Raw genomic sequence first — 25,955 nt, 5'->3', positions numbered from 1 at the left:
GGGACGGCCATGACGCAGCACACCACCGAGATCGACGAGACCCGCGTCGAGGAACTGATGTTCCAGACGCTCGGCTACTTCACGGGGGCCGCCGTGACCGCGGGCATCGGGCTGGGAGACCGTCTCGGTCTCTACCGTGCCCTCGCCGACGGCGGAAAGGGACTGACCAGCGACGAGTTGGCCTCGGCGACCGCGACCCATCCCCGGCTGGTCCGCGAGTGGCTGGACGGGCAGGCGGCCGCAGGCCTGGTGGGCTACGACGCGGGCGGCGACCGGTACTCGCTGTCCGCGGAGGCGGCCCTCGTCCTGGCGGAGGAGGGCTCACCGGCGTTCATCATGGGCGGCGCCGAGATCTGCCGGTCCAACTACCTCGATCTAGACCGGATCGAGGCGGCCTTCCGTGCCGACGGCGCACTGTCGTGGCGCGACCACGACGAGAGACTCTTCCGGGGGACGGGACGCTTCTTCCGAACGTCCTGGCGCAACTTCGTCACCACCGCCTGGATCCCCGCCCTGGACGGCGTGCAGGAGCGTCTCGCCGCCGGTGGCAGGGTCGCCGACGTCGGCTGCGGGACCGGGTACGCCACCGTCCTCATCGCCGAATCGTTCCCCCGAGCGGAGGTCACGGGCTTCGACTTCCACGAGGGGTCGCTCGAACTGGCCCGGGCCCATGCCGCCGAGCAGGGCGTCGCCGCCGACCGGCTCGGGTTCGTGCGGGCGGACGCCGCCGGATACGAGGGAACCTACGACCTGATCACGTTCTTCGACTGCTTCCACGACCTGGGGGACCCGGTGGCCGCCGCCCGCCATGCCCGCCGGCACCTGACCGCCGGCGGCAGCGTGATGCTGGCCGAGCACTACGCCCTCGATGACCGGGCGGCCAACCATTCCGGCAACCCGCTGGCGGCCATGGCGTACCACGAGTCCGCGTTCCTGTGCGCCCCCAACGCCCTGTCGCAGCCCGTCGGACGGGCGCTGGGCGCCCAGGCGGGTGAAGCGGCGTTCCGTGAGGTGTTCGAGGAGGCGGGCTACCGGCAGTTCCGGCGGGTGGCGGAATCCGCGTTCAACATTGTCTTCGAGGCCAAGGCATAGCCGAGCCGCCGTGCCCTGCCGGCTCCGAACCCGGCGGGGCGCGATGCCTCGCCGCCGTTTCCCGTCGTCCCCCGCCGTCCCCCGTCGTCGCTCGTCGTTCGTTGGGGGCGTCAGCCGACGGTGACCAGGGCCACGCCTGCGACGGCGACGGCCATGCCCACGCGCTGGACGACGCGGAGGCGCTCGCTGTAGGCGATCCTGGCCAGCAGGACCGTGATCGCCGGATAGAGGGACGTGAGGACGGCGGCGAGGCTGAGCATCCCCTTGTGGGCGGCGAGGAAGTAGAGCGCGTTCGCGGCCGCGTCCAGGACGCCGGACAGCAGCGCCAACCCGATCAGCGTCCGTCCGGGCACTTTGGGGCCTAGGCCGTCGCCGCGCATGGCCATGACCAGCACCGCCACCACGACGATGGTGAGGGTGCCGACGCGCGCACCGACGATCGGCCAGAGCCCGGTGCCGTCCCCCGCCGCCTTCAGCAGGACGAAGAAGATCCCGAAGCAGGCACCGGACAGCCCGGCCATGAGAGGACCCGAATCAACAAGACGCCGCCACCCGTCCGCGCGGTCGGGTGCGGCTGGGGACGAGGGGGTTTCGCCGTTGCCGGTTTCCATGCTGACCAGTCCGATCGCGACGAGGCACAGCAGGACGCCGGCGACGACGGACGCGTCCAGCCGCTCGCCCCGGACGACGCCCACGGCGACCGGCAGGATCGCGGCGGCCAGTGCGGACACCGGGGCGACCACGCTCATCGGTCCGCGGGCGAGCGCCCGGTAGAAGGCGATCAGTCCCGCGCCGCCACTGAGGCCGCCCAGGAATCCCCACACCATCGGCACCGGCCCGGCGCTGCCCCCGCTGACCAGCGCGGACACCAGGACGACCAGCAGACCGGCCGGAACGCACCAGGTCAGGGCCCGCAGCGCGGTCGACTTTCGCGCGACCGCGCCGCCGAGGAAGTCGGCCACGCCGTACGCGAGGGCGGCGCCCAGCGCGAGGACCGTGACCATCACCGTCCGCCGATCAGCCTGCTCGCCACTCGCACGTCCGGCGAGATCACGCGGAGCCTGTCGGCGAGCCGGTCGCCCGCCTCCTCCAGCCTCTCGATCGGGTAAGGCTCAAGCCGTTCGAGCAGGAAGAACCCGTTCTTCGTGGTCTCGGTCAGCCGGGTCCGGACGCACTGCCGCCAGTTCCACCGGCGGCAGGTCACGCCCGCGTCGTCCCGCCAGACGACCTCGCCGGGGTCCGGATGGTCCACGGCCGGGGCGCCGTCGGCGATCACGTCGAACGGCTCGTCGCCCGTGGCGCGCACGAGCCGCGCCGTGCCCTGGTAGGCGTCGAGGTCCTCCCCGCCGATCGGCAGCGCGTACTCGACGCTCACCGCGTTGTAGGCGTCCACGACCCTGTTGATGGACGGGAGCGCGGCCGCTCGGCGGAGCAGGGCGTCCACCGATGGCCGGGTCCGCTTCGGCTTGGCGCCGAACGCCCGGTAGGCGTCGTGCCAGGCCTCCACATGGGGGTTGGCCGCGTCCGCCTTCTCGGCCGCCTCGGCCAGCCAGCCCTCCGACACGTGATCGCTGGGCCCGTTCGCCAGGCCCTCGGCGGTCAGGACGAGCACGGCGAAGTCGGGACGCAGCTCCCGTACGGCCTCGTCCACGACAACCCGATCCAACATTTCCAGGTCCCTCCGACGGTCATTTTAATGATATGTGGATACCATCATACCGACCGCACGATCCATCCTGGTTCAGTGGCGACGGACTCGCCGCTCGTCCGCCTACCCGGACATCCACACCGGACCGCCCCGCGGAAGCCGACGCCGATTCGACGGTGGCGGCGAGCGGAGATGGTTGCGGGCGAACGGTGACGGCGACGGGCGAGCGGAGCTGGTGACGGTGTCATCGGTCTTGGTGGGGCGATGGGCGGCGTGGGGGTGGACCATCCGGCGACGATGTCGCGGCCGGGACGGTCATCCGGGTGCTGATCCGGCACGTTGGTGAAATGGGATCGTTGGGTGAGGGGTTCGGTGGTTGGAGGACGAGTGAGCGAGCAGGAGGCCATCGGAGAGGCCGTGGCGCGGACCGTCCGGGCTCTCCGGGCGGGTCACGGCTGGAGCCTGGACGAGCTGGCCGGACGGGCCGGAGTGAGCAAGGGCGTGCTGGTCGGCCTCGAACAGGGGCGCGGGAACCCGAATCTCGGCACGCTCATCCGCATCTCCGACGCGCTCGGCGTCCCGTTGACCCGGCTGGTGCAGGTGGAGGAGGAACCGCCGGTGCGGCTGTTCCCGCCGGAACGGCACGTCGTGCTGTGGCAGGGCGAGCACGGCGGGGCGGGGACGCTGCTCGCCGGTAGCGACCCGCGGCCTTCGCTGGAGCTGTGGCAGTGGGAACTGCGTCCCGGGGAGACACGCGAGAGCGACCCGCATGTGCCCGGCACCAAGGAGATCGTGTACGTCCAGCAAGGAACGCTCACGCTCGGCGTGGACGGCCGGACGGATCTCGTCGAAGAAGGAACGGCCGCGGTGTTCGTCGGCGACCGTCCCCACTCGTACGGCAACGCCGACGACCGCGAGGTCCGCTTCATCCTGGCCGTCCTCGACCTCTGAACACCGCCCAACCACCAGGAGGCGAGCCGGGCGGTCAGGTGCCTAGGCGGGCGGTCAAGGGGTGAGGTGGGTGGTTGGGGTGGACGGGGTCAGGAGGTTAGGCGGACGGGCATGGCCAGGTAGCGGTAGCCGGTGTCGGTTTCTTCTTCGTTGGTTGTGTTGGTGTTTGAGGTGTCCTCGTTGTCGGGGGCCTTCTTCTTGTCGGGGATGGCGGTGAGGAGGGCGGCCTTGGTGGGGCCTGCGCATTCGAGGCGGGCGTACTCGGTGTCGATGCCGGCGAGGCCGTCTAGGAGGTACTGGGGTGCGAAGGCGATGTCGAGGTCGTCGCCGGTGAGCCGGATCGCGAGGCTCTCGTTGGCGCGGGCGGAGTCGCCGGTGGCGGCGCGGACGCGGACCTCGTCAGCGGTGAAGGCCAGCCGGACCGGGGTGCCGCGCTCGGTGACCAGGGCGGCGCGCTTGATGGTCTCGACGAACGGCGCGACGCGGATCTCGGCGACGGACGACCAGGTGCCGGTGAGGCGGGATTTGTAGTTGATGTACTGGTCGTCCAGGAGGCGGCTGGTCATGCTGCGGCCGCCGCCGGACACGCCGATGAGGGTGTCGCCGGCGCCGCCGAGGGCGATGGCGACCTCGGCGCCGCGCTTGATGGATTTGGCCGTGTCGGCGAGGGTGCGGGCGGGCACGACGACGCCGGCGGTGAAGCCGGGGTCGGTGGGCGACCAGGTCAGCTCGCGGGCGGCGATGCGGTAGCGGTCGGTGCAGGCGAGCCACATCGTGGCGCCGTCGATGTCGATCCGGACGCCGGTGAGCATCGGCAGCGTGTCGTCGCGTCCGGCGGCGGGAGTGACCTGGGCGACGGCGGCGGCGAACAGGTCGCCGGGGACGGTGCCGGCGCGGGCGGGCGGCTCGGGGAGGGTGGGGTAGTCCTCGACGGGGAGGGTGAGCAGGCCGAACTCGGCGGGGCCGCAGCGCACGACGACCTCCGAGCCCTTCGTGAAGATCTCCACGGGGTGCGGGGGGAGGTTGCGGACGATGTCGGCCAGGAGCCGTCCGGGGACGAGGACGCGGCCGGGCTCGGCGACGTCGGCGTCCTCCCTGGCGCGGGCGGACACCTCGTAGTCGAAGCCGGCCAGCGTGAGCTCGCCCTGGTCGGTGACCTCGATGAGCATGCCCGCGAGGACGGGGAGCGCGGGGCGCGCCGGCAGCGTCCGCGCCGCCCAGGCCACGGCGTCGGCGAGCGTCTGCCGGTCGACTCGGAACTCCACCTTGATCTGCCTTTCCGCGACTGCTGGACGGACGGGGCCGGGAACCGGCCGTTCGACGGGCCGGGAACCGGCCATGTCACGCACGTTATCCCCGGCCCCTGACAATTCAGAAAAGGGCGTCCTCGGTGATCTTGGTTTTGCGTTCGAAGTCGAGGAGGTAGCGCTTGCGGTCGAGGCCGCCGCCGTAGCCGGTGAGGTCGCCGGTGGAGCCGACGACGCGGTGGCAGGGGACGATGACGCTGATCGGGTTGCGTCCGTTGGCGAGGCCGACGGCACGGGACGCGGACGGTTTCCCAAGTTCGACGGCGAGCTGGCCGTAGGTGGTGGTCTCGCCGTAGGGGATTTCTTGGAGCGCCGTCCATACGCGCTTCTGGAATTCGGTTCCTTGGAGGTTGAGCGGCAGGTCGAACTCAGTCAGGTCACCGGCGAAATAGGCGGATAGCTGCTCGGCCACGGTGGCGAAGGGTTCGCTGGCGGGATCGTCTGGGGTGCCGAACGTTTCCGCCGGTGGACGGTGCCGCTGCAAATCCATGAACAGGCCGGATAGCGCGCCGTCGATGGCCACCAACGTCAATGGGCCTACGGGACTGTCCAGGATGACGTGCGTCGGTTCCATATGGGGTTCCTCCCTGGGGGTCATGATGCGGGAAGCAGGTTGATGGGGTGGTCGCCTGTGGCCCACAGGTATTGGACGGCGTAGGCGCGCCAGGGACGCCACTGGGCGGCGCGTCGCGTGAGGGCGGCGGGCGTCGAGGGAAGGTCGAGCGTCTTGGCGGCGGCGCGGATTCCGAGGTCGCTGGGGATGAACGCGTCCGGGTCTCCGAGGGCGCGCATCGCGATCGACTCGATGGTCCAGGGACCGAAGCCCGGAAGGGTAGACAAGCGCGCGCGGGCCTCACCCCAGTCGCTCCCTACACCGAGGTCGATCTCGCCGCTCGCGAGTGCGTCGACAAGGGTCATGAGGGTGGTGCGACGGGTTTTCGGGAACGCGAGGGCCTCCGGGTCGAGTTCCGCCAGGGCGGACGGGGTCGGGAAGAGGTGCGTGAGTCCGCCGCCAGGGTCGTCTATGGGGTCGCCGTAGGCGGTGACGAGCCGTCCTGCGTGGGTTCGGGCGGCGGCCGTCGAGACCTGCTGGCCCAAGACGGCGCGTACGGCGAATTCAGGGCCGTCCACGGTTCGCGGGACACGTCGTCCTGGGGCCTTGTCGACGAGCGGGGCGAGGGCGGGGTCGGTGCGGAGGAGGTCGTCGACGGCGACGGGGTCGGCGTCGAGGTCGAGCATCCAGCGGCAGCGGCTGATCGCGATGGTGAGGTCGCGTAGGTCGCTCAAGGTGAGCGTGCAGGCGATGTGGTCCGGCTGGGGTCGCAGGGTGGCGATGCCGTGGCCGTGGGGTAGGCGCATGGCGCGGCGGTACGCGCCGTCCCGCCATTCCTCCACGCCGGGGACGGCGGTGGCGGTGAGATGGCCGAAGAGGTTGTCGGGGCAGAGCGGCGCCCGGAACGGCAGCCGCAGCGAAAGCGCGCCCGAACCGGCGGGCGGGTGGCCCTTGGCGACGCGGTCGCGCAGCGCGGTCGGCGTCAGGGCGAACACGGCGCGGACGGTGTCGTTGAAGGCCCGGATACTGGCGAACCCGGCCGCGAACGCGACATCACCCATCGGGAGGGATGTCGTTTCGATGAGGAGCCTTGCCGTCTGAGCGCGCTGGGCCCGCGCTATGGCGAGTGGGCCGGCGCCCAGTTCCGCGTTGAGTTGGCGTTCGATCTGGCGCGTGCTGTAGCCGAGCCGCCGGGCGAGGCCGGGAACGCCTTCGCGGTCGACCACGCCGTCGGCGACGAGCCGCATCGCGCGGGCGACGACGTCCGCGCGGTGGTTCCACTCCGGCGAGCCGGGGGAGGTGTCGGGGCGGCAGCGTTTGCAGGCCCGGAATCCGGCCTGCTGTGCCGCGGCGGCGCTCGGGTAGAAGCGCATGTTCTCGGGCTTGGGGGCGACGACCGGGCAGCTCGGGCGGCAGTAGATCCCGGTGGTGACGACCCCGATGAAGAACCATCCGTCGAATCGGGCGTCTTTCGCTTGGACGGCCCGTAGGCACCTTTCCGCGTCCTCGTGCATGCCCTCCAGCATCACCGATGGTCATGGCGTTTCACTAGCGAGAATCCGACATCAACGTCCGGCGTGCGGAGGCTGCTCGCGCCGATCATGACGTCCCAGGTAATCGATCTCGGGCCCCGGGGTTGGCAGCGTAGGGGACGTCGCCGGGACGTAACCGGCGGAACCGAGCCGATCAGATGGAGTCATGAAATGAGCGATGTTCAGCAGCGGGTGGCACGTTACCTGGCGATCTGGAACGAGACCGACCCGGCCGCGCGCCGCGCCGCGATCGACGACCTGTGGACCGACAGCCCCGTCTACATCGATCCGCTCGGCGTCGCCGAGGGACGCGACGCGATCGACGCCTTCGTCGGCGCGGCGCAGCAGCAGTTCCCGGGGATGGTCTTCCGCGCGGCCGGCGCGGTGGACGCCCACCACAACGTGGCCCGTTTCACCTGGGAGCTCGGGCCCGAGGACGGCGAGGCGATCGTCGTCGGGTTCGACGTGGCGGTCTTCGCCGACGACGGTCGCATCGACCGCGTCCACGGGTTCCTCGACAAGGTCCCCGCCTAGCCAGGCCCAGCCAGGCCCAGCCCGGCCTGGCAGGCCCAGGGCGGTTCAGAGTTGGCGTAGGGCGCCGCCGTCCACCGTCCATTCGGCGCCGGTGACCTGGAGGGCCAGTGGGGACAGCAGGTAGGCGATGGGTCGCGCGACGTCCTCCGGTGTGCCGAGCCGTCCGGCCGGGAGGCGTCGCTCCTCGTGGACGAACCGCTCTATGGCCTCCTCCACCGGGAGACCGAATTGGGCGGCGAGCTGGTCGGCGAACCCACCGGGCTGGTCCCACAACCGGGTCCGTGTGGGGCCGGGCGTGACGACGTTGGAGCGGATGCCACAGCGGCCGAACTCCCCCGCAAGCGTCTTCGATACGGAGAGCAACGCCGTCTTGGACGCCGCATAGTCGACCAGTGGCGTGTCGGGGAACCGTCCGGCCTCGCTGGACACGTGCACGATGCTCCCGGCGCCCTGGTCGATCAGTGCGGGCAGCGCGGCCCGCGCCATCCGGACGGCGCCGTGGAAGTTCAGCTCGAACGTGGCGTGCCACTGGTCTTCGGTCACGTCGAGGAAGCCGATGCGGGATTCGAGGGCGCCGGCGTTGTTGACCAGGCCGTCCAGCCGCCCGTGCCGTTCCAGCGCGGCGTCCACGACGCGCTGGGCGGCGGCGGGGTCGGTCAGGTCGGCGGCGACGCCGCCGCTGCCGTCCGGGGGCCTGCGGGCGACGCCGACGACGTGCGCGCCCTCGTCCGCGAGGAGCGCCGCCGTCGCCGCGCCGATCCCGGCGGACGCGCCGGTGACGATGAAGACCTTGCCGTCAAGCTGCAGATCCATGATCAGACCCTTTCAGGAGCGCGGAGGAACGACCGGACGAGGGCCGCCCCCACGAGGACGACCGCGACGTTCACCGCCGTAGCGACGTGCACGCCGCCGAGGACGGAGGCGTTCGCCGTGGCCACGGCGCTCATCACGGGGATCCCGAGCGTGATCGCGACCTGCTGCGTCATGGTGGCGAGCCCGGTCGCGAGGCCCTGTTCGCCGTCCGGCAGCCCGGACGTCGCCGTCCCCATGAACGCGACGATCGCGACAAGGTTCCCGAATCCGCCGACGGCGGTCGCGACGAGCAGCAGCGCGAGCCCGCCGCGCGACTCCCCGAGCCCGAGCAGTGCCGCCGTCGCCGCCGCCTGGAGGACGAGCCCGGCGACGAGGGTGGTCCGGCCGCCGAGCCGTCCCATGATCCGGGGCGCGGCGACGCCGCCGGCGAACGTCCCGGCGCCGAGGACGCCGAGCGCGAGCCCGGTGGCCAGCGGCGCGAAGCCCAGCACCTTCTGCAGGTAGAGCGTCATCAGGAACACCAGCGACGTCTCGGTCGCGAACGCCACGAATCCGCCCACGTTGCCCCAGGTGACGGTCCGGCGGGTGAGGACGCCCAGCGGCGCGAGCGGAGCCGGTGAACGCCGCTCCACCAGCACGAACGCGGCGAGCAGCGCGGCCGCCGCGGCCAGCGCGCCGAGCGCCCGCGCAGAGGCCCAGCCGTGCTCGCCCGCGGACGTGATCCCGTACACCAGGGCGAGGAGGCCGCCGGTCACGGTCACCGCGCCGGGAACGTCCAGCTTCGCCCCGTCCCGGGACCGGCTCTCGGCGACCACCGCCGGGGTCACGGCGAGGATCACCGCCGCGACCGGCACGTTGATCAGGAAGGCCCAGCGCCAGCTCAGCAGGTCGGTGAGCACGCCGCCGAGGATCGCGCCGACGGTGAACCCGGCGGACATCAGCGCGCCGCTGAGCCCGAGCGCCCGCGTCCGCAGCGGGCCTTCCGGGAAGGACGTGGTGAGCAGCGACAGTGCGGCCGGTGTGGCGATCGCAGTGGCGAGCCCTTGGAGAACCCGTCCGGTCAGGAGCATCGCCGGTGACGCGGCGAGCCCGCCAACGAGCGACCCCGCGGCCAAGAGGGCCATGCCTGCGAGCAGCATCCGGCGCCGTCCGAACAAATCGGCAACGCGACCGAACAGGAGCGTGAATCCGGCGGCGGGAAGTGCGAACGCGGTGGCGATCCATTGCAATTCGTCCAGGCCGAAGCCCAGTCCCCGGCCGACGACCGGCAGCGCCACATTCAGGATGGAGAAATCAATGGCGAGCATGAACTGCGCGCCGAGCAGGAGGGTCAATACCAGCTTGTGCCGCGAGGACATCCGCCCGGACGACGCGGACACCGCGGCGGTGGTTAGTGCTCTCATGCCACAGACGATCGCCGCACCGGACGCGGCCACCCAGCCACCGCTCTGTCGTACTACCGGCAGTAGCAGGCTAAGGACCGGCCCTAGGCACCTGGAGCCAGGACGAACCTCGCTCCCTGGCGTGACGGCCGTTCGGCCCACGCCTTTCTAGGCTCAACAGCGTTCAAGCCAAGGGCCAAGGGGTAACGGCCAACGGCCAACGGGAGGAATCCGTGCGTCGCCAACTTTCAGTCATCGTCCTAGCCGCGGTCGGTGCGACCGCTCTGAGCGCGTGCGGAATGGCCTTCGCGTCGACCTTCGAGGACGACGCCACACTCAACGGACGAATCAAAGCGGTGCACATCGACGACATCGATGGCAGCGTGACCTTGCGCGGCGGGGCGTCCAAGGCGTCCCTGAGCCGTACGGTCGAGTACCGCGGGGACAAGCCGTCCCGGCAGACGCACCGCGTCGAGGACGGTGTCCTGAAGCTCCGCGGCTGCGGCGACAACTGCTCGGTGGATTACACGATCGACCTCCCGGCGGGCCTTCCCGTGACCGGCGCCACCGACAGCGGCTCGATCAAACTGTCCAGGGTGGGTGCGGTGGACGTGACGACCGATTCGGGCTCCATCCGCCTGGACGACGTCGCAGGCCCGGTCAAGGCGAAGACCGACAACGGGAAGATCGAAGGGCGCGGCCTCAAGGGCGACGGCGTCGAGGCGCGCACCGACAACGGGAAAATCACCCTGACGGCGGTGAAGCCGCAGAACATCCGCGCGGTGACGTCCAACGGCGGCGTGACCGTGACCGTCCCGCCGGGGCGCTACCGGGTGTCCGCGCGCGCCGACAGCGGCGACCGGACGATCGGGATCCGGGACGACGCGTCCGCCCCGCACCGCCTCGACCTGACCACCGACAACGGCGACATCACGCTCAAGTCCGCCGCCTAGGCTCGGCTAGCCTCGGCGGCATGGCGCGGAACCCTGAGCTCGGCGAGTTCCTCAAGTCGCGGCGGGCGCGGCTCCGGCCCGAGGACGCGGGCGTCCCCTCCTACGGGACGCGGCGGCGCGTGCCCGGCCTGCGGCGGGAGGAGCTGGCGCAGCTCGCCGGCGTCAGCGTCGCGTACTACATCCGGCTCGAACAGGGCACGGCCGACGGCGTGTCCGCCGAGGTCCTGGACGCGATCGCGCGGGCGCTGCGCCTGGACGGCGACGAGCACGCCCACCTCCACCGGCTCGCCCACCCGCCGCGCCGGACGCCCGCCCCCGAGCCGCCCCGCCTGCGCGCCCCGCTCCAGCACCTGCTCGACTCGATCACCCACGCGCCCGCCTACGTCGTCGGTCACCACACCAACGTCGTCGCGTGGAACCGGCTCACGGCGGCCGTGTTCGTCGACCTCGCCGCCGTCCCGCCGGACGAGCGGACGTGGTCGCACCAGATCCACCTGAACGACGACTACAGGGCGAGGCTCGGCGACAACTGGCGGGCCGTGGCCCAGCGCAACGTCGCCTACCTGCGGTTCCGCTCCGGACAGGACCCGGACGACCCGCGGCTCCGCGCCCTCATCGACGCCCTCCACCACCGCAGCCCCGAGTTCGCGTCGCTCTGGTCAGAGCACCACGTGACCGACCTGACGCACGGTGAGGCCCGCATCGACCATCCACAGGCCGGACGGCTCGTCCTGCCATTCGAGACCCTGCACCTGCCCGGCGACCCCGACCTCAGCCGGCTCATGCTGTACGCGGCGGAGCCGGGCTCGGCCTCGGAGCGGGCGCTGCGGAGGCTCGCGGAGACGTCCACGCACCTCTCCAGCGCCGACCTCACCGCCAATGACCCGGCCGCCGCCGACCCCGCCGGCACCGACCTAGCCGCCGACGACCCCGCCGCCGCACCGATACCGTGACCTCCGTGGACGAGATCTCCTGGCGGGAGGACGGCCGGGACCAGCACGTCCGCTGGCGGTCGGAGAGCGGCGCCCCGCCGCCCCGGCGCGTGACCGTCGCCGACGACGAGACCCGTGCGGACGACGCGTACCGGCTGGCCTGTGAAGGCACCGCGCTGCTGTGGCGCGGCGACTTCCAGAACGCGCGGCAGCTCCTCAACGCGATGGCGCGCCGTATCGACCGTCCACCAACGCGGCGACGTAAACGCAAGGCGGAACCGTCCCAGGTCCAGGCGTTCCACCTCTACCGCCAGGCCCGTGCCCAGCGCGCGCGGACGCTCGCCATGCTGCTCATCCCCTTCGACCCAGGACACACGATCCCGCTACGCCGCGCCCCCGACGTGCAAGACGCCTGCACCGAGGCGTACGGCCCGGACGACCAGCCGTACGTGACGTCCTTGCGCGAGCTGCTCGGGCTGATCGGCGCCCACGAATGGCGTACGAAGGGCGTCCCCATCCCCGCGCTGGCCAACGACCGGATACACCCGCACTACGGAGTCTTCTCACCCGTCAGGGGCGAATACGTAGACCTGGTCGGCGAGGCACCACTCCCCCCAGCGGCGAGAACAGCCTTCGACATCGGAACAGGCACAGGCGTGCTCGCGGCCGTCCTCGCCCGCCGCGGCCTTGAACGAGTCGTCGCCACAGACCACGACCCGCGCGCGCTTGCCTGCGCCCAGGAGAACCTCAACCGGTTGGACGTGGCGAAACAGGTCGACGTCGTCCAGGCCGACCTGTTCCCCGAGGGACGCGCCGGGCTCATCGTCTGCAACCCGCCCTGGATCCCGGCGAAGCCCGGCTCGCCCCTCGAACACGCCGTCTACGACCCGGGCGGCCGGATGCTCCGCGGCTTCCTCGACGGCTTGGCCGAACACCTGGAACCGGAAGGCGAAGGCTGGCTGATCCTCTCCGACCTGGCCGAACTCCTCGGGCTCCGCACCCGGGACGAACTCCTCGCGATGATCGAATCGTCCGGCCTGGAGGTCGTCGGCAGGCTCGACACCAAGCCGACGCATCCCCGCGCCGCCGACCCCGACGACCCCCTCCACTCCGCCCGCGCCGCTGAGACGACCACCCTCTGGCGCCTGAAGCACGCCCGCTCCTCTGGCGTCTGAAGCACGCCGGTTCGCCTGACCTTAGGCGTGGCTGCGGTGGGCGGTCTCGGGGCCGATGACCTGGAGGAGTTCGAGGGCCTCGATCGTGGGGCTCCCGGGCGGCGGTGTGAAGACGACGAGCCGCTGGTCTTCGGCCGGGGTGAGTAGGGTCTCCGCGTCGAACTCGATCGCCCCGACCTCCGGGTGCAGGACCCGCATGCGGCTGGTGCGGCGCACGGCCACCTCGTGCCGCTTCCAGAGCGCCGCGAACTCGTCGCTGGCGCCGTGCAGGCGCCGGACGAGCGCGGACGCGGCCGCGTCGTCGCCGCGCCGGGCCACGCTGGCGCGCAGGTCGGCGACGTGCAGGCGGCTGTAGTGGTCGTGCTCGTCCGGCGGGTACGCCTCCCGGACGAACGGGTCGGTGAACCAGCGCCACACGATGTTCCGGTCGCCCCGCTCAACCGTGCACACGCACCCGAAAAGCGATTCGGACAGGCTGTTCTGCGCCAGGACGTCCCCAAGGTCCCCGACGATCTGCGCGGGCGTCTCCGCCAGCCGATCGAGCAGGTACAGCAGCCCCGGCCGGACGTGCTCGCCCGCGAACGGCCCGGCGGGCGGACGATGCCCGGCCAGGACGTACAGATGGTCGCGCTCGTCCTCCGTCAGCCGCAGCGCGCGGGCCAGCGCGCCGAGCAGCTGGATCGAAGGCTGCGGGCTCCGTGCCTGCTCAAGCCGCATGTAGTAGTCGGCGGACATGCCGGCGAGCTGCGACACCTCCTCGCGCCGCAGCCCCGGCGTGCGGCGCCTCGGCCCGGCCGCCAGGCCGACCTCCTGCGGACGCAGCCGCTCCCGGGAGCGGCGGAGGAAGTCGGCGAGCTCGCGGCGATCCATGTCCATACCGTCCATGTTCCGTGATCGCGGGGCGCTCAGCCTGGGATCGTTTGTCCTAGCCAAAGCGGTCCGCTCCTCAGCGGCGTCCTACGCGGGCAGCGTTGGGGGCATGACGAAACTCACCGTTGGAAACGCCCGCATCGCCTACCGCACGGAGGGCTCCGGGCCCGCCGTCGTCCTGGTCCACGGCGTGGGCCCCGGCTCGGCCATGTGGGACGCCTGGTCGAGCGCCCTGTCCGCCGACCACACCGTGATCCTCCCCGACCTCGCGGGCTCCGACGTCGCCGAGGACGACGGCTCCCCGCTGGCCGTCGAGGACCTCGCCGCCCAGGTCAACGCCGTGATCGAAGACTCCGGCACCGGGCCCGCCGACCTCGTCGGCTTCTCGCTGGGCGCCCCGACGGCCGCCACGGCCGCCGCGCTGCGCCCCGATCTCGTCCGCCGGTTGATCCCCGTCGCGGGGCTGACGCACGCGGGCGACGAGTACGTCCGGCAACTGATGACCACCTGGCTGGGCCTCGCCGACGACCCGGCCGCCTTCGGACGCCTCGGGACGCTGACCGCCAGCAGCCCCCAGTTCCTCAACGTGATCGGGCACGAAGGCGCCGAGCAGCTGCACGGTTTCATGCGCCCGACGGACGCCCGGCTGCGCCAGCTCGACCTCGTCCTCCGGCTCGACGTCCGGGACCTGCTCCCGCGCGTCGAGGCGCCCACGCTCGTCATCGGCTGCACGCGCGACCAGACCGTCCCCGTCGAGAACCACCGCGAGTTCCTCAAGCTCATCACGGGCAGCGAGTACGCCGAACTCGACACCGGCCACGTGGCGATGATGGAACGGCCAGACGAGTTCACGAAGCTCGTCCGCGACTTCCTGGACAGGCCGTAGCCACCGGGTGCCAGGGTGCGCGCCGGGCCGGGCAGGATGGAGAACATGCGTCCCATCGATCAGCAGACCATCCTCATCACCGGCGCGACCGACGGACTGGGTCGCGCGCTGGCCGCCGAACTCGCCGCCCAAGGCGCGACGGTCCTCGTCCACGGACGGGACGACCAGCGCGGTAAGGCGACCTTGCAGGAGATCGGCGGCCGCGCGTCCTGGTACCGCGCGGACTTGTCGTCGCTGGCCGAGACCCGTGCGCTGGCCGAGGCCGTCCGCGCCGACCATCCCCGCCTGGACGCGCTGGTCAACAACGCCGGAATCGGCTTCGACGGGCCGCGCCGCGAGAGCGCCGATGGGCACGAGCTGACGTTCCAGGTGAACTACCTGTCCGGATACCTGCTCACCCGGCTGCTGCTCCCGACCCTCGTCGCGTCGGCGCCCGCGCGGATCGTCAACGTCAGCAGCCTCGGCCAGCAGGCCATCGACTTCGACGACGTCATGATCACCCGCGGGTACGGCGGGGCGCGGGCGTACCGCCAGAGCAAGCTCGCCCAGGTCCTGTTCACCGTCGACCTGGCCGAAGAGCTGGCCGGGACGGGCGTCACCGCGAACGCCCTGCACCCGGCCACCTACATGCCGACGAAGATGGTGACCGTGTCCCCGCTCAGCACCCTCGAAGAGGGCGTGCGCGCGACGCACCGCCTCGTCACCGACCCCGCCCTGGACGACGTCTCAGGACGCTTCTTCAACGGCCTCCAGGAAGCCCGCGCGGACGCCCAGGCCTACGACCCCGACGCCCGCGCCCGCCTCCGCACCCTCTCCGAATCCCTCACCACCCCGTAACCAATGGCCACCCCCCAAGGCGTGGGTTACCTGCTAGGCGTGGGTGACTTCCCAGATCGGACGGGCCTGGACGCGGGAGATCCGCCAGCCGTCCGGTGTCCGGGCGGCGTCCAGTTCGTAGCGCTCGCCCAGCAGGCGCGGTCCGGCCTCGTGCGCGAAGACGACGAGGAGGTTCGCGCCGATCGTCGCGCTGTCGCCGCTGATCTCGACGAGCGGGTCGGTGATGAAATGCTGGGTCGGCACGGTGTGGTTCCGCCGGGCCTGCTCGAACAGCGCGTCGACGCCTTTCGCGACGCCGCCGAGCGTGTGCGCTTCGGCGTCCTCGGTGAACAGGGCGCGCCCTTGGTCGGGGCTCTTCGCGTCCAGCCACGCGCCCAGTCGGCTGACCAGGAGGGACAGTTCCTGCCGATCGTCCATGACTCCTCCAGAAAGTTGGCTCCGCCAACATTGGTATCACCAACATAAACGATCGTTGGCGCGGCCAACAACCCCTAGACTGTCCACATGATGACGGCCGACGCGCAGACGCCCACCCGACTCCGGAGCGCCCCGAGCTGGCTGATCAACCTGATCTCCGCGCACAGCCACCGGCTGATCAGCGACGCGTTCGCCGCCGCGGGCGCCCGCGGCTACCACTACCGGCTGCTCGCCGCCCTCGCCGAGTACGGGCCGTCCAGCCAGGCCGCGCTCGGCCGCCGCACGGGCATCGACCGCAGCGACGTCGTCGCCGCGCTGAACGAACTGGTCGCCAAGAAGCTGATCGAACGCACGCCCGACCCGTCCGACCGCCGCCGCAACGTCATCACGATCACTCCGGACGGCTCACGCCACCTCGAAGAGCTCGACGGCGTCCTGGCCGCCATCCAGGACGATCTGCTCGCACCGCTCACCCCGTCCGAGCGCGCCCAGCTCACCGCGCTGCTGACCCGGGTCGCCGACCACCACGCGAAGAGCCGCCACCCGTGATCGACGCTTTCACCTGGGCGGAAAGCGGTCGATCTCCCTCTCCCAATACGAGTTGAAAACGTCGTTGATGACCGTGGACATCTCTGCGAGTTCCCACCCGTCCAGCTTCACGACGAGGATTTTGAACGTCAGGGACGGGCCTTCGAGGACGAGCCAGGGTTCGATCTCGCGCCCCCAGCCCTGACCGAGGCGGCGATCCAGTTCCGCCACCGCCGGGGACATGACCCTGTCGCACAGATCTTCGACGAACTCCGGCGAGCATTTGTGCTTGCGCCCCTCGTCGGACAGGTTGATGTACACGTCCGCTTCATTGGCCGACGAGCCCGCGCCCGCACGCGCGCCATTCCGGCCCGCACGCCGCTCACTGCGGCTAAACCGTTTCCACACCACAAGAGCACTATTGCTCATCTCCCACGGCACCGGTCCCGGCCCACATCACCTACGCCCCGCGGCAGCGAAGCAGCCCGGCCCGGCTCGGCCCGGTGGGTGCGGCGTCGGTGAGGGCTTCGGGCAGTCGGCGTCGCCGTTCCCGAGCTGGACGAGGCCGAGCGGGCGCGGGCCACCTGATTCGGCGGGTTGGCCGGAGGCGGCCGAGGGGGTGGACGCGGGCGGCCCCGCGGCCTCGGAGTGTGGGGAAAGCACCGGCCCCGGCGACCTAGGATCGGGTAAGTCCGCAGGTCAGAGCCATGTTGTGCAATGCAAAATCATGTGTTGCAAATCTGGCGCGGGGTTGGCGGTGCGCCTAGCCTCCACGACAACCGGCGGGATGGTCCGGTAAGTGGGCGTCTGGGGCGAATGAGGTTCGATGCACGATCGGCTGCGCGTCCACCCAGATCGCCGGAGCCCGCCCGGGTTCCGGACAGGCACGAGGAGAACCCCCATGATCGGTAGATTCACGCGCGCCGTCGTGACCGTCGCGGCGTTCGGCACGCTGGCCGCGACCGCCGCCTGCGGCGTCGACTCCGGCGACGGCGAGTCCGGCGACGGCGGCGGCAAGGCCGGCGGCAAGGCCAAGGCGCTGAAGGTCGGCTGGTCGACCATCTACCTGACGCCGTCGTGGATGCAGCAGACCGACAAGATGATCAAGGACGATGTCGCGAAGCTGAAGGGCGAGGGCAAGATCGCCGACTACAAGGTGTTCAACGCCAACGGCGACACGTCCCAGCAGATCGCCCAGATCCGCGCGATGATCCAGCAGAGGTTCGACGTGATCCTGGTGGACGCGGGATCGTCCACGGCGCTGAACCCCGTGGTCGAGCAGGCCGTCACCGCGGGCATCACGGTCGCCAACTTCGACAGCCTGGTCACCTCCGGCAAGGTCGTGCGCGTCGGCACCGACCAGAAGGAGTGGGGCCGGATGATGGGCCAGTGGCTCGGCGACAAGCTCGGCGGCAAGGGCAAGATCATCGCGTTCAACGGCCCTGCGGGCGTGGCGGTCAGCGAGGAGCGCTGGCAGGGCGCCCAGGAGGCGCTGAAGAAGTACCCCGGCATCAAGGTCGCCGCGAACGTGCACAGCGAGTACAACCTGGCCCCGGCCGCGCAGGCGTTCGCGTCGGCGTACTCCGCGAACCCCGACATCGACGGCGTCTTCTCGCAGGGCGGCGCGCTGTCGGCCGCGGCGCTGCAGACCCTCATCAAGCAGAAGAAGAAGCTCGTCCCGATCACCGGTGAGAACTACAACGGCTTCCTGAAGCTGTGGCAGCAGAACACGAAGGCCGGGTTCTCGTCGCTGTCGACGGCGCAGCCCAACTACCTGGGCGTGATCGCGCTCCGCGCGGCGGTGGCCAAGGCGGGCGGCGCGTCGGTGCCGAACCAGATCATGGTCCCGCTGCCCAAGATCACTGACGAGACCCTGGGCCAGTACGTCAAGGCGGACCAGCCGGACGACTCCTACCCGATCCAGGAGCTGCCCCAGCCCGAGATCGACAAGCTGATCGGGAAGTAGCGGTGGCGCTGCTGGCCGTCGAGAAGGTCTCGAAGTCGTTCGCGGGCAACCGGGTGCTCGACCAGGTGAGCTTCGACGTCCGCGCAGGCGAGGTGCTCGCGCTGGTCGGCGAGAACGGCGCCGGGAAGAGCACGGTCCTGTCGCTGGTCACCGGGCTGCTGGCGCCCGACTCCGGGCGGATGGTGTACGACGGCGAGCCGCTGCGGTCCTGGTCGCCGCACCGGGCCCGCGAGGTCGGCATCGGCTCGGTGCACCAGGAGCTCAGCCTCAACCCGCACCAGACCGTCGCGGAGAACGTGTTCCTCGGCCAGTGGCCGTCGCGGCGCGGCCTGGTCATGCGCCGCGACCTCGCCCGGCGGGCGCGGCCGCTGCTCGACCGCGTCGGGCTGGACGCCGACCCGCTCACCCGGGCCGGGCGGCTGCCGCTCGGACAGCAGCAGCTCGTCGAGCTGGCCAAGGCGCTCGCGTCCGGGCCCCGGCTCCTGATCCTGGACGAGGCCACGTCCGCACTGGACGACGACCAGGTCAGAAGCGTGTTCACGGTCGTGGACGAGCTGCGCGCCGCCGGCTCATCCGTGATCATCGTCAGCCACCGGATGGGCGAGCTGCTCGCCGTCGCCGACCGGCTGACCGTGCTGAAGGACGGCGAGGTCATGGCGACCCGCGACCGCGCGGAGACCGACCACGACGACATCGTCCGGCTGATGATCGGGCGGGAGCTGTCCGACCTGTTCCCGCCCAGGGCCGGGACGTCCGTTCCCGGCGGGAAGCCGGTGCTGCGGGTTCGGGAGTTGAGCGTCCACGGTGCCTGCGCCGGGGTCGATCTCGATCTGGAGCCCGGGCGGATCATCGGGCTCGGCGGGCTCCAGGGGCAAGGGCAGCGGGCCGTGCTGCGGGCGCTGTTCGGGCTCGTCCGGCATTCCGGGCGGATCGAGCTGGACGGACGTCCCGTCCGCCTGGCCTCCCCGCGCGAGGCCATCCGCCACCGGATCGCGTACGTCCCCGAGGACCGCAAGGTCGAGGGGCTGCACGTGGCGCAGACCGTCCGCGCCAACCTGGCCCTCACCAACCTCGACGTGGTGACGCCCGGGCGGCGCCTGCTCACCGTCGACCGGGACGCGGAGGCGAGGCTCGTCGACGACCTCGTCGAGCGGATGCGGATCAGGGTGACGGGACCGGAGCAGGAGGCCCGGCGGCTGTCGGGCGGCAACCAGCAGAAGGTCGCGCTGGCCCGCTGGCTGCCGTCCAGCCCGCGGGTCCTGCTGCTGGCGGAGCCGACCCGCGGCATCGACGTCGGCACGAAACGCGAGATCTACCATCTGCTCCGCCGGCTCGCCGACAGCGGCGTGGCGGTGCTGATCACTTCTGGGGACACGATGGAACTGGTCGGCCTGTGCGACGAGGTCGCCGTGATGTACGAGGGCGCCGTCGTCGATCGGCTGACGGGCGCAGGACTCACCGAGGAACGGCTGGTCCGCACCTCCGTCACCGGGACGGTGGCCGGTGACTGAGCAGTCCGTGCCCGCGGGACGCGCGATGCCGGGCCGGGGCCCCGGGGCCGGGCGGCTCGGCGGGTTCCTGCGCCGCAACCTCGACGTGGCCGGGCTGTGCGTGCTGCTGGTGATCCTGCTGGCCGCGTACCGGCACTACGACTCGGAGCTGTTCACCCCGGCGTCGATCACGATCCTGTCGGCGCAGTTCCTGCCGCTGATCCTGGCGGCGATGGGGCAGAGCACGGTGATGCTCGCCGGCGGCATCGACCTGTCGCTGGGGTCGGTGCTGGCGCTCGCGATGGCGGTGTTCGCCGTCCGCGCGCAGGACGGCGTCGCGATCGCCGCCGTGCTGGCACTGGCGGCGGCCGCCTCGACGGGCGCGGCGAACGGCGTGCTCGTCGCGTACGCGGGGCTGCCGCCGATCATCGTGACGCTGGCGGCGTCGTTCCTGTGGGGCGGCGTCACGCTCGTGGTGCTGCCGCAGCCGGGCGGGAGCGTCCCGGCCGGGCTGGTCGACGCCTACAACAACGGATGGAACGGGATCGCGCTGCCGTTCGTCGTGGTCGGGGCCGTCCTGCTGCTGTGGAAGACGGTGCGGACGACGCGCTTCGGACTGTCCCTGTACGCCGTCGGCGGCAACGAGCACGGCGCGTACGCCAGCGGCATCGGCACCCGCAAGGTGAAGATCGGCGCCTACGGTCTGGCGGGCGTGTTCGTCGGCCTCGCCGGAATCGGACTCGCGATCCAGACGGGGTCGGGCGATGCGACGATCGGCGCCCCTTACACGTTGAACTCCATAGCCGCCTCGGTGCTCGCCGGGGTCAGCTTCTTCGGCGGCGTGGGGCAGATGCGCGCCACCGTGCTGGCCGCGCTGCTCATCGGGCTGCTGACGAACCTGCTCCTGTTCACCGGACTGTCGCCCTTCTACCAACTGATCATGCAGGGGGCGGTGCTGATCGTGGCGATCGCCGTGAAGACGTTCGCGACCCGCGAGAGGACGGACTGATGACCGCGCTACCACGCACCGCGGCCACGGTGCCGAGAACACTGCGGGAGAATCGGGCCGTTTGGGCGTTCGGGGTGCTGATCGTGACGTGGATCGCCGCGATCCTGTTCGCGAAGGGGTTCGACAGCGTCTCCAGCGTCCGCTACCTGGTGCAGACGGCCGCGTTCCTCGGCATCGTCGGGGTAGGGCAGACCCTTGTGGTCATGATGAGCGGCATCGACCTGTCGGTGTCGGGGGTCGTCGCGCTGTCGGCGGTGGTGTGCGCGCAGGTCGCGTCCGGGTCGGGCGGGACGACGGGCATCGCCGTCGCGCTGGCGGCGAGCGTCCTGGTCGGGCTGGCCAACGCGGCCGGGGTGACCTGGCTGCGGGTGCCGCCGATGGTGATGACGCTGGCCACCGGCACGATCGTCGCCGGGGCGCTGCTCGTCTACACCGACGGGTCGCCGAAGTCGGCGAAGGTGGCGCTGCTGGGGTCGCTCGCCAACGACCGCGTCGCCGGGGTGCCGCTCGCGTTCGTCCTGTGGATCGGCATCACCGCAGCCGCCGCGTGGCTGCTGCACGCGTCCCGGATCGGACGGTACGTGTTCGCGCTCGGCAACGGCGAGCGGGCGTCCCGCGCGTCCGGGGTGCCGTTGGCCCGGACCGCGTTCATCGCCTACGGGACGTGCGCGCTGCTCGCCGGTGTGTCGGGTCTTGTGCTGCTCGGGTTCACGTCCACCAGCTCGCTCACCATGGGCAACCCGTACCAGCTGCTGTCGATCGCGTCGGTCGTGCTGGGCGGGACGTCCATCCTCGGCGGGCGCGGGCACGTGCTCGGGACCGTCGCGGGGGCGCTGCTGCTGACGTTGCTGACGGCGCTGCTGGCGTCGTGGAACATGTCCGAGGGCGTCCGGCAGATCGTCCTCGGGCTGCTCATCATCGGTCTGCTGCTCGCCTACGCGCGGGAACGGCGGTCGTAATGACGCGCTCGGGGGAGCTGCTCAAGGATCTGGTCGGAATCGCCAGCGTCAATCCGCGCGGCGGGCCGGTCGTTGGGCGCGGACTGGGGGAGGCGGCGGTCGCCGCGTACGTCGGCGACTGGCTGGCGGCGCGGGGTGTGCGGGCCGAGCTGCGGGAGGTCCTGCCGGGACGGCCCAACGTCGTCGCGACCGTGCCGGGACGCGACCCGCGCATCGTCCTCCTGGAATCGCATCTCGACACCGTGGAGACCGGCGGCATGACCGTCGACCCGTTCGCCGGGACGATCAGGGACGGCCGCCTGTACGGGCGCGGCGCGTGCGACGCGAAGGGGCCGCTGGCCGCGTTCATGCTGGCCACGGCCGAGCTCGCGGAGGCCTCGGCGGCCGGGGAACCGCCGCCGTTCGGGGTCGTCCTCGCCGGGGTCATGGACGAGGAGCACGCCTACCAAGGCGTCCTCGGCCTGCTCTCCGACCTCGACGGCGAGTCCGTGGCGGGCGCCGTCGTGGGGGAGCCGACCGATCTCGTGGCCGCCGTCGCGCACAAGGGGTGCGTGCGGTACACCGTCCGGACGCTCGGGACGGCCGGGCACAGCTCGCGCCCGGACGAGGCCGTCAACGCGGTCACCCTCATGTCCCGCGTCATCGACCATCTCGACCGGGCCTCGCCGGACGTTCCCGCGCATCCGCTGCTCGGGCCCGCGACCCGGTGCGTCACGCGCGTGCGCGGCGGTGAGGGGCCGAACACCGTCCCGGGCCGCTGCGAGATCGACGTCGACCGCCGCACCCTCCCCGGCGAGGAGCCCCTCGACGTGTGGCGCAAGGACAAGGAGGAGCTGACCGCGCTGATCCCCGGGCGGGTCGAGGTGGACGAGCCCTTCACCGTCGACTACGCGCTCGACACCCCGGCGGCCAGCCCGGTTCCGGCGGCGCTGTGCGGGGCGCTCGCGGCGGCGGGACGGGACGCGTCCGTCCACGGGATGCCGTTCGGCACCGACGCCAGCAAGCTCGCCCGCGCCGGAATCCCGTCGGTCGTGTTCGGGCCCGGCTCGGTGGCGGACGCGCACGCGGCCGACGAGTCGGTGGCGCTGGCCGACGTCGACCTGGCGGCGCGGCTGATCGTCGAGACCGTCCGCTCGATGAGCATCGGCGGGGGGCGCGGGTGAGGCTGACGCAGCACATCGACCTGGTCGCCAGCGGCGCGGCCGGGTTCGACCTCACCGGCCCGCTGGACTGCCACGTCTACCTGGTGCGAGGGCCCCGGGGCACGGCGCTGGTCGACGCGGGCGCCGGGCCGTCCGCCGGGCTGATCGCGCGGCGGATGAACACGGCGGCCGGGCCGGAGGGCGAACGCCACCTGCTGCTGACGCACGGGCACGCCGACCACGCGGGCGGCGCCGCGGAACTGGCCGAGCGGGTGCCGGACCTCGCCGTCCGCGCCGGGCCCCCGGCGGACGAGTGGATCGCCTCCGGCGCGGAGGAACTGCTCAGCGTCGACCGCGGTAAGGCGTCCGGCGTGTATCCGGTTCGGTCCCGGGACCTCAATTGGCCCGGGTGGTCGCCATACGGCGACCACCCGCGACCTCCTCAACAGCGTGCTGCTTCCGGAGAGCACGACTTGACTTCTTCCCCCGCCGTGGCAGGGGAATTCAACTCTCGCGAGTTGACCTTTCTGCTTCCCAGACAGCAGCCGACCCGAATGAACGGCAAGGGACAGAGTGCTGCCCATCGGTCTTACGCCAGCTCCACAGACCTGACATTCCGCCAGCCCGGCGGTAGGTCTAGCCGGCTTGGGTCTCGCCGACCAGACGCCATCGAACATATCATTATTCTAGGCAGTCGGATGCAAAATGGCGTCACGTCGTTGCTGCCTACCGCGTCTTCCTGTCCCTTTTTTGGGAAATGTATTACTTTTTCATCCCTGCACGACAGGGTATTCACGGGGAAATATGATGGCTTCCGGAGATAACCACGCGCGGAACCAGTCGTCGTCGTTGCGGCGTGCGCTCGCCGTGCTCGACCATGTCCGCGACCACGCCGACGCCCGCGGCGTGTCCCTCACCCGGATCGCCGCCGACCTCGGCATCAGCAAGAGCACCGTGCTGCGGCTCGCCGCGCCGCTCGTCGACGGCGACCTGCTCACCCGCGACCGCGAGACCGGCTGGTTCCGGCTCGGGCACGGCGCGCTGCGGCTCGGCCAGGCGTACCTGTCGTCGCTCGACATGCGCTCCGTCGCCGCCGACCCGCTGCGCCGGTTGCAGCACGTCGTGGGCGAGACGTGCCACCTCGTCGTGTACGACGCGCCGGACGTCGTCTACATCGACAAGGTGGAGAACGAGCACAACGTCCGGATGGCGTCCCGCGTCGGGATGCGGATGCCCGCCTACCGCACCGCCGTGGGGAAGGCCATCCTCGCCTGGCTCGGGGAGGACGACGTCCAGGACGTCGTCGACGCGGGCCTGGCGCCGCGCACCGAGCGGACCATCACCGACCCGTCCCGGCTGTCCGCCGAGCTGGAACGGGTGCGTCTCTCCGGTTACGCCGTGGACGACCGGGAGAACGAGCCCGAGGTCCGCTGCGTCGCCGCGCCGATCTTCGACCACACCGACCGGGCCGTCGGAGCGCTGAGCGTGTCGGGGCTGACGTCCCGGATGACGCCGGCGCGGGTCCGGGAGGTGGGGCCGATGGTGGAGCGGGCGGGCCTGGACATCTCCCGCGTGCTCGGCTCGTCCCGTCCCCGCCGCCGGGCGAGCCGCTGGGAGAACCGTTCCGAAAGCCGTTTGGAAAGCCGTTGGGAGAACCGTTCGGAAAGCCGTTGGGAGGGCCGTTCCGAGAGCCGTTTCGAAAGTCGAGCCGATCGCGGTACCGAGAACCATGGAGGAGGGAATCTGCCGTGACCAAACTGAGCATCCCCGCCGAGTACGTCGACTGGCGGACGAAGGGATTCTGGCAGCCGGGCGCGCCGGTCGCGTTCGAGGAGTTCGCCGCCGCCCGCTACCAACTGTTCGGCGGCCCGTTCACCTGGCCCGTGATGGTCGCGCGCCGGTCGGCGCTGAGGCACAACATCGCCGCGCTGGCCTCGTTCTGCGCCGCCCACGACCTGGCGTTCGCGCCGCATGGCAAGACGTCCATGGCCCCGTCGCTCTTCCAGGAGCAGCTCGACGCGGGCGCCTGGGGGATCACCGCCGCGACCGCCAACCAGGTGCTCGCGTACCGGTCGTTCGACGTCCCCCGGATCCTGCTGGCCAACGAGCTGCTGGACCCGACCGCGCTGCGCTGGATCGGCGGCGAGGTCGACCGCGGCATGGAGTTCCTGCTGTACGCCGACTCCGCCGAGGGCGTCGCCGCGATCTCCGCCGCGGCCGGGGAGCGGCCCTTCCGGGTGCTCGTCGAACTCGGCCACCGGGCCGGCCGGGCGGGCTGCCGCACCGTCGAGGAGCTGACCGCGGTCGCCCGCGCCGTCACCGCCGCGCCCGGCACCGAGCTCGCCGGAGTCGCCGGATACGAGGGCGCGTTGCCGGACGTGCCCGCCGCCGGCGCCTACCTCAGCCTGCTCCGCGACGCCACCATCGAGCTGTCCAAGGCCGGGCTGCTGCCCCGCGACGTCATCGTCACCGCGGGCGGCAGCTCCTACTTCGACCAGGTCGCGGAGCGGCTTTCCGGGGCCTGGCTGCCGGGACACGAACTGACCGTCATCCTGCGCAGCGGCGCCTACGTGTCCCACGACGACGGGATCTACACGCAGCGGACGCCGTTCACCCGCATCCCCGGGTCGCTGGACGCGGCGCTGGAGATCTGGGCGCAGATCACGTCCGTCCCCGAGCCGGGCCTCGCGATCGTCGGTATGGGCAAGCGGGAGGCGCCGTACGATGCGGGGCTGCCTGTGCCGCTGCGGCTCCGGCGGCGGGACGGGTCCGTCCACCCGGCGGGCGGGTTGCGCGTCACGGACACCAACGACCACCACGCCTATGTGGCGATCGACGGGCCTCCGCCGCGTCCCGGCGACCTGCTGTGCTTCGGCATCTCCCACCCCTGCACAGCCTTCGAGAAATGGCAGGTCATCCCGGTCGTCGACGACGACGAGACGGTCACCGACCTGATCCGCACCTATTTCTGACCATGTG

The 25,955-nt window shown here is 71.5% G+C and carries 27 protein-coding genes; 17 read left to right on the top strand and 10 right to left on the bottom strand.

The genetic code is table 11. From position 1 onward, the window contains the following. Positions 1–9: 9 nt before the first annotated feature. Positions 10–1,092, top strand: coding sequence for a class I SAM-dependent methyltransferase (locus ACH34T_RS08000; protein ID WP_395991338.1), 1,083 nt, complete (start codon positions 10–12; stop codon positions 1,090–1,092). Positions 1,093–1,202: 110 nt separating this feature from the next. On the opposite strand, the gene ACH34T_RS07995 is transcribed toward ACH34T_RS08000, so the two are convergent. Further along, a complete protein-coding gene (locus ACH34T_RS07995; RefSeq protein ID WP_395991337.1) occupies positions 1,203–2,096 on the bottom strand; it encodes an EamA family transporter in 894 nt (297 codons plus the stop codon). Further along, entirely contained in the window at positions 2,096–2,761 is a 666-nt protein-coding gene (locus ACH34T_RS07990) for a B3/4 domain-containing protein (protein ID WP_395991336.1), read from the bottom strand. The genes ACH34T_RS07995 and ACH34T_RS07990 overlap by 1 nt, the downstream gene beginning before the upstream one ends. Before the next feature lie 366 nt (positions 2,762–3,127). Between ACH34T_RS07990 and ACH34T_RS07985 the strand changes: the two genes are divergently transcribed. Next, complete coding sequence (locus ACH34T_RS07985; protein WP_395991335.1) at positions 3,128–3,691, top strand: helix-turn-helix domain-containing protein; 564 nt, start codon at positions 3,128–3,130, stop codon at positions 3,689–3,691. An 89-nt stretch (positions 3,692–3,780) separates the two neighbouring features. On the opposite strand, the gene dnaN is transcribed toward ACH34T_RS07985, so the two are convergent. The 3 genes from dnaN to ACH34T_RS07970 form a co-directional block, all read right to left on the bottom strand. Continuing rightward, a complete protein-coding gene (dnaN, locus tag ACH34T_RS07980; RefSeq protein ID WP_395991391.1) occupies positions 3,781–4,956 on the bottom strand; it encodes a DNA polymerase III subunit beta in 1,176 nt (391 codons plus the stop codon). Between the two features lie 106 nt (positions 4,957–5,062). Then, complete coding sequence (locus tag ACH34T_RS07975; protein WP_395991334.1) at positions 5,063–5,572, bottom strand: methylated-DNA--[protein]-cysteine S-methyltransferase; 510 nt, start codon at positions 5,570–5,572, stop codon at positions 5,063–5,065. 20 nt (positions 5,573–5,592) lie between these two features. After that, positions 5,593–7,065: an AlkA N-terminal domain-containing protein gene (locus tag ACH34T_RS07970; RefSeq protein ID WP_395991333.1), complete on the bottom strand. Its 1,473-nt coding sequence runs from the start codon at positions 7,063–7,065 to the stop codon at positions 5,593–5,595. A 189-nt stretch (positions 7,066–7,254) separates the two neighbouring features. On the opposite strand from ACH34T_RS07970, the gene ACH34T_RS07965 reads away from it, so the two are divergent. After that, positions 7,255–7,617 carry a nuclear transport factor 2 family protein gene (locus tag ACH34T_RS07965; protein WP_395991332.1) on the top strand — a complete coding sequence of 121 codons (363 nt, stop codon included), beginning with the start codon at positions 7,255–7,257 and terminating at the stop codon, positions 7,615–7,617. A gap of 45 nt (positions 7,618–7,662) precedes the next feature. On the opposite strand, the gene ACH34T_RS07960 is transcribed toward ACH34T_RS07965, so the two are convergent. Continuing rightward, entirely contained in the window at positions 7,663–8,430 is a 768-nt protein-coding gene (locus tag ACH34T_RS07960) for an SDR family NAD(P)-dependent oxidoreductase (RefSeq protein WP_395991331.1), read from the bottom strand. Positions 8,431–8,432: 2 nt separating this feature from the next. After that, a complete protein-coding gene (locus tag ACH34T_RS07955; protein ID WP_395991330.1) occupies positions 8,433–9,833 on the bottom strand; it encodes an MFS transporter in 1,401 nt (466 codons plus the stop codon). A 278-nt stretch (positions 9,834–10,111) separates the two neighbouring features. Between ACH34T_RS07955 and ACH34T_RS07950 the strand changes: the two genes are divergently transcribed. The 3 genes from ACH34T_RS07950 to ACH34T_RS07940 are packed head-to-tail and all read left to right on the top strand — an operon-like array spanning position 10,112 to position 12,872. Then, positions 10,112–10,765 carry a DUF4097 family beta strand repeat-containing protein gene (locus ACH34T_RS07950; RefSeq protein ID WP_395991329.1) on the top strand — a complete coding sequence of 218 codons (654 nt, stop codon included), beginning with the start codon at positions 10,112–10,114 and terminating at the stop codon, positions 10,763–10,765. A 20-nt stretch (positions 10,766–10,785) separates the two neighbouring features. Then, a complete protein-coding gene (locus ACH34T_RS07945; RefSeq protein WP_395991328.1) occupies positions 10,786–11,718 on the top strand; it encodes a helix-turn-helix domain-containing protein in 933 nt (310 codons plus the stop codon). A 5-nt stretch (positions 11,719–11,723) separates the two neighbouring features. Continuing rightward, the gene (locus ACH34T_RS07940) at positions 11,724–12,872 is read left to right on the top strand and encodes a methyltransferase (RefSeq protein WP_395991327.1); all 1,149 of its coding nucleotides are present in this window, start codon (positions 11,724–11,726) and stop codon (positions 12,870–12,872) included. A 21-nt stretch (positions 12,873–12,893) separates the two neighbouring features. Here ACH34T_RS07940 and ACH34T_RS07935 read toward each other — a convergent pair whose 3' ends face one another. Further along, a complete protein-coding gene (locus ACH34T_RS07935; protein ID WP_395991326.1) occupies positions 12,894–13,748 on the bottom strand; it encodes a helix-turn-helix transcriptional regulator in 855 nt (284 codons plus the stop codon). Positions 13,749–13,851: 103 nt separating this feature from the next. Here ACH34T_RS07935 and ACH34T_RS07930 point away from each other — a divergent pair, with 103 nt between their 5' ends. Then, positions 13,852–14,628 (top strand): alpha/beta fold hydrolase, encoded by a 777-nt coding sequence (locus tag ACH34T_RS07930; RefSeq protein ID WP_395991325.1) that lies wholly within the window; start codon positions 13,852–13,854, stop codon positions 14,626–14,628. Positions 14,629–14,673: 45 nt separating this feature from the next. Further along, a complete protein-coding gene (locus ACH34T_RS07925) occupies positions 14,674–15,465 on the top strand; it encodes an SDR family NAD(P)-dependent oxidoreductase (RefSeq protein ID WP_395991324.1) in 792 nt (263 codons plus the stop codon). Positions 15,466–15,498: 33 nt separating this feature from the next. Here ACH34T_RS07925 and ACH34T_RS07920 read toward each other — a convergent pair whose 3' ends face one another. After that, the gene (locus tag ACH34T_RS07920; protein WP_395991323.1) at positions 15,499–15,882 is read right to left on the bottom strand and encodes a nuclear transport factor 2 family protein; all 384 of its coding nucleotides are present in this window, start codon (positions 15,880–15,882) and stop codon (positions 15,499–15,501) included. Positions 15,883–15,969: 87 nt separating this feature from the next. Between ACH34T_RS07920 and ACH34T_RS07915 the strand changes: the two genes are divergently transcribed. After that, positions 15,970–16,431 carry a MarR family winged helix-turn-helix transcriptional regulator gene (locus ACH34T_RS07915; RefSeq protein ID WP_395991322.1) on the top strand — a complete coding sequence of 154 codons (462 nt, stop codon included), beginning with the start codon at positions 15,970–15,972 and terminating at the stop codon, positions 16,429–16,431. Between the two features lie 9 nt (positions 16,432–16,440). On the opposite strand, the gene ACH34T_RS07910 is transcribed toward ACH34T_RS07915, so the two are convergent. Then, positions 16,441–16,821, bottom strand: a complete 381-nt coding sequence (locus ACH34T_RS07910; RefSeq protein ID WP_395991321.1) for a hypothetical protein — start codon at positions 16,819–16,821, stop codon at positions 16,441–16,443. 490 nt (positions 16,822–17,311) lie between these two features. On the opposite strand from ACH34T_RS07910, the gene ACH34T_RS07905 reads away from it, so the two are divergent. From ACH34T_RS07905 to ACH34T_RS07870, 8 genes are read left to right on the top strand one after another with little or no spacing between them, the layout of a single operon-like run. Beyond that, a complete protein-coding gene (locus tag ACH34T_RS07905; RefSeq protein WP_395991320.1) occupies positions 17,312–18,376 on the top strand; it encodes an ABC transporter substrate-binding protein in 1,065 nt (354 codons plus the stop codon). Between the two features lie 2 nt (positions 18,377–18,378). Further along, positions 18,379–19,887: a sugar ABC transporter ATP-binding protein gene (locus tag ACH34T_RS07900; protein ID WP_395991319.1), complete on the top strand. Its 1,509-nt coding sequence runs from the start codon at positions 18,379–18,381 to the stop codon at positions 19,885–19,887. After that, positions 19,880–20,875 carry an ABC transporter permease gene (locus ACH34T_RS07895; RefSeq protein WP_395991318.1) on the top strand — a complete coding sequence of 332 codons (996 nt, stop codon included), beginning with the start codon at positions 19,880–19,882 and terminating at the stop codon, positions 20,873–20,875. The genes ACH34T_RS07900 and ACH34T_RS07895 overlap by 8 nt, the downstream gene beginning before the upstream one ends. Continuing rightward, positions 20,875–21,834: an ABC transporter permease gene (locus ACH34T_RS07890; protein WP_395991317.1), complete on the top strand. Its 960-nt coding sequence runs from the start codon at positions 20,875–20,877 to the stop codon at positions 21,832–21,834. The genes ACH34T_RS07895 and ACH34T_RS07890 overlap by 1 nt, the downstream gene beginning before the upstream one ends. Continuing rightward, the gene (locus ACH34T_RS07885) at positions 21,834–22,997 is read left to right on the top strand and encodes a M20/M25/M40 family metallo-hydrolase (protein ID WP_395991316.1); all 1,164 of its coding nucleotides are present in this window, start codon (positions 21,834–21,836) and stop codon (positions 22,995–22,997) included. The genes ACH34T_RS07890 and ACH34T_RS07885 overlap by 1 nt, the downstream gene beginning before the upstream one ends. Then, positions 22,994–23,800 carry an MBL fold metallo-hydrolase gene (locus ACH34T_RS07880; RefSeq protein ID WP_395991315.1) on the top strand — a complete coding sequence of 269 codons (807 nt, stop codon included), beginning with the start codon at positions 22,994–22,996 and terminating at the stop codon, positions 23,798–23,800. The genes ACH34T_RS07885 and ACH34T_RS07880 overlap by 4 nt, the downstream gene beginning before the upstream one ends. Further along, entirely contained in the window at positions 23,784–24,728 is a 945-nt protein-coding gene (locus ACH34T_RS07875) for an IclR family transcriptional regulator (RefSeq protein ID WP_395991314.1), read from the top strand. Before ACH34T_RS07880 ends, ACH34T_RS07875 begins: the two co-directional genes overlap by 17 nt. After that, a complete protein-coding gene (locus ACH34T_RS07870; RefSeq protein WP_395991313.1) occupies positions 24,725–25,948 on the top strand; it encodes an alanine racemase in 1,224 nt (407 codons plus the stop codon). The genes ACH34T_RS07875 and ACH34T_RS07870 overlap by 4 nt, the downstream gene beginning before the upstream one ends. Positions 25,949–25,955: the final 7 nt, after the last annotated feature.

This window comes from Actinomadura sp. 9N215 (assembly GCF_044326345.1).
In the GTDB taxonomy this organism is placed as follows: Bacteria; Actinomycetota; Actinomycetes; order Streptosporangiales; family Streptosporangiaceae; genus Spirillospora.
Note: the sequence above shows the minus strand (reverse complement) of the source record. Positions and strands in the feature narration are given on the sequence as shown.

Excerpts from the sequence above, each read along its gene's own strand:
- ACH34T_RS08000 (WP_395991338.1), top strand. The coding sequence starts at position 10 with ATGACGCAGCACACCACCGAGATCGACGAGACCCGCGTCGAGGAACTG.
- ACH34T_RS07995 (WP_395991337.1), bottom strand. The coding sequence starts at position 2,096 with ATGGTCACGGTCCTCGCGCTGGGCGCCGCCCTCGCGTACGGCGTGGCC.
- ACH34T_RS07990 (WP_395991336.1), bottom strand. The coding sequence starts at position 2,761 with ATGTTGGATCGGGTTGTCGTGGACGAGGCCGTACGGGAGCTGCGTCCC.
- ACH34T_RS07975 (WP_395991334.1), bottom strand. The coding sequence starts at position 5,572 with ATGGAACCGACGCACGTCATCCTGGACAGTCCCGTAGGCCCATTGACG.
- ACH34T_RS07970 (WP_395991333.1), bottom strand. The coding sequence starts at position 7,065 with ATGCACGAGGACGCGGAAAGGTGCCTACGGGCCGTCCAAGCGAAAGAC.
- ACH34T_RS07965 (WP_395991332.1), top strand. The coding sequence starts at position 7,255 with ATGAGCGATGTTCAGCAGCGGGTGGCACGTTACCTGGCGATCTGGAAC.
- ACH34T_RS07960 (WP_395991331.1), bottom strand. The coding sequence starts at position 8,430 with ATGGATCTGCAGCTTGACGGCAAGGTCTTCATCGTCACCGGCGCGTCC.
- ACH34T_RS07955 (WP_395991330.1), bottom strand. The coding sequence starts at position 9,833 with ATGAGAGCACTAACCACCGCCGCGGTGTCCGCGTCGTCCGGGCGGATG.
- ACH34T_RS07950 (WP_395991329.1), top strand. The coding sequence starts at position 10,112 with ATGGCCTTCGCGTCGACCTTCGAGGACGACGCCACACTCAACGGACGA.
- ACH34T_RS07945 (WP_395991328.1), top strand. The coding sequence starts at position 10,786 with ATGGCGCGGAACCCTGAGCTCGGCGAGTTCCTCAAGTCGCGGCGGGCG.
- ACH34T_RS07935 (WP_395991326.1), bottom strand. The coding sequence starts at position 13,748 with ATGGACATGGATCGCCGCGAGCTCGCCGACTTCCTCCGCCGCTCCCGG.
- ACH34T_RS07930 (WP_395991325.1), top strand. The coding sequence starts at position 13,852 with ATGACGAAACTCACCGTTGGAAACGCCCGCATCGCCTACCGCACGGAG.
- ACH34T_RS07925 (WP_395991324.1), top strand. The coding sequence starts at position 14,674 with ATGCGTCCCATCGATCAGCAGACCATCCTCATCACCGGCGCGACCGAC.
- ACH34T_RS07920 (WP_395991323.1), bottom strand. The coding sequence starts at position 15,882 with ATGGACGATCGGCAGGAACTGTCCCTCCTGGTCAGCCGACTGGGCGCG.
- ACH34T_RS07915 (WP_395991322.1), top strand. The coding sequence starts at position 15,970 with ATGATGACGGCCGACGCGCAGACGCCCACCCGACTCCGGAGCGCCCCG.
- ACH34T_RS07905 (WP_395991320.1), top strand. The coding sequence starts at position 17,312 with ATGATCGGTAGATTCACGCGCGCCGTCGTGACCGTCGCGGCGTTCGGC.
- ACH34T_RS07890 (WP_395991317.1), top strand. The coding sequence starts at position 20,875 with ATGACCGCGCTACCACGCACCGCGGCCACGGTGCCGAGAACACTGCGG.
- ACH34T_RS07885 (WP_395991316.1), top strand. The coding sequence starts at position 21,834 with ATGACGCGCTCGGGGGAGCTGCTCAAGGATCTGGTCGGAATCGCCAGC.
- ACH34T_RS07875 (WP_395991314.1), top strand. The coding sequence starts at position 23,784 with ATGGCTTCCGGAGATAACCACGCGCGGAACCAGTCGTCGTCGTTGCGG.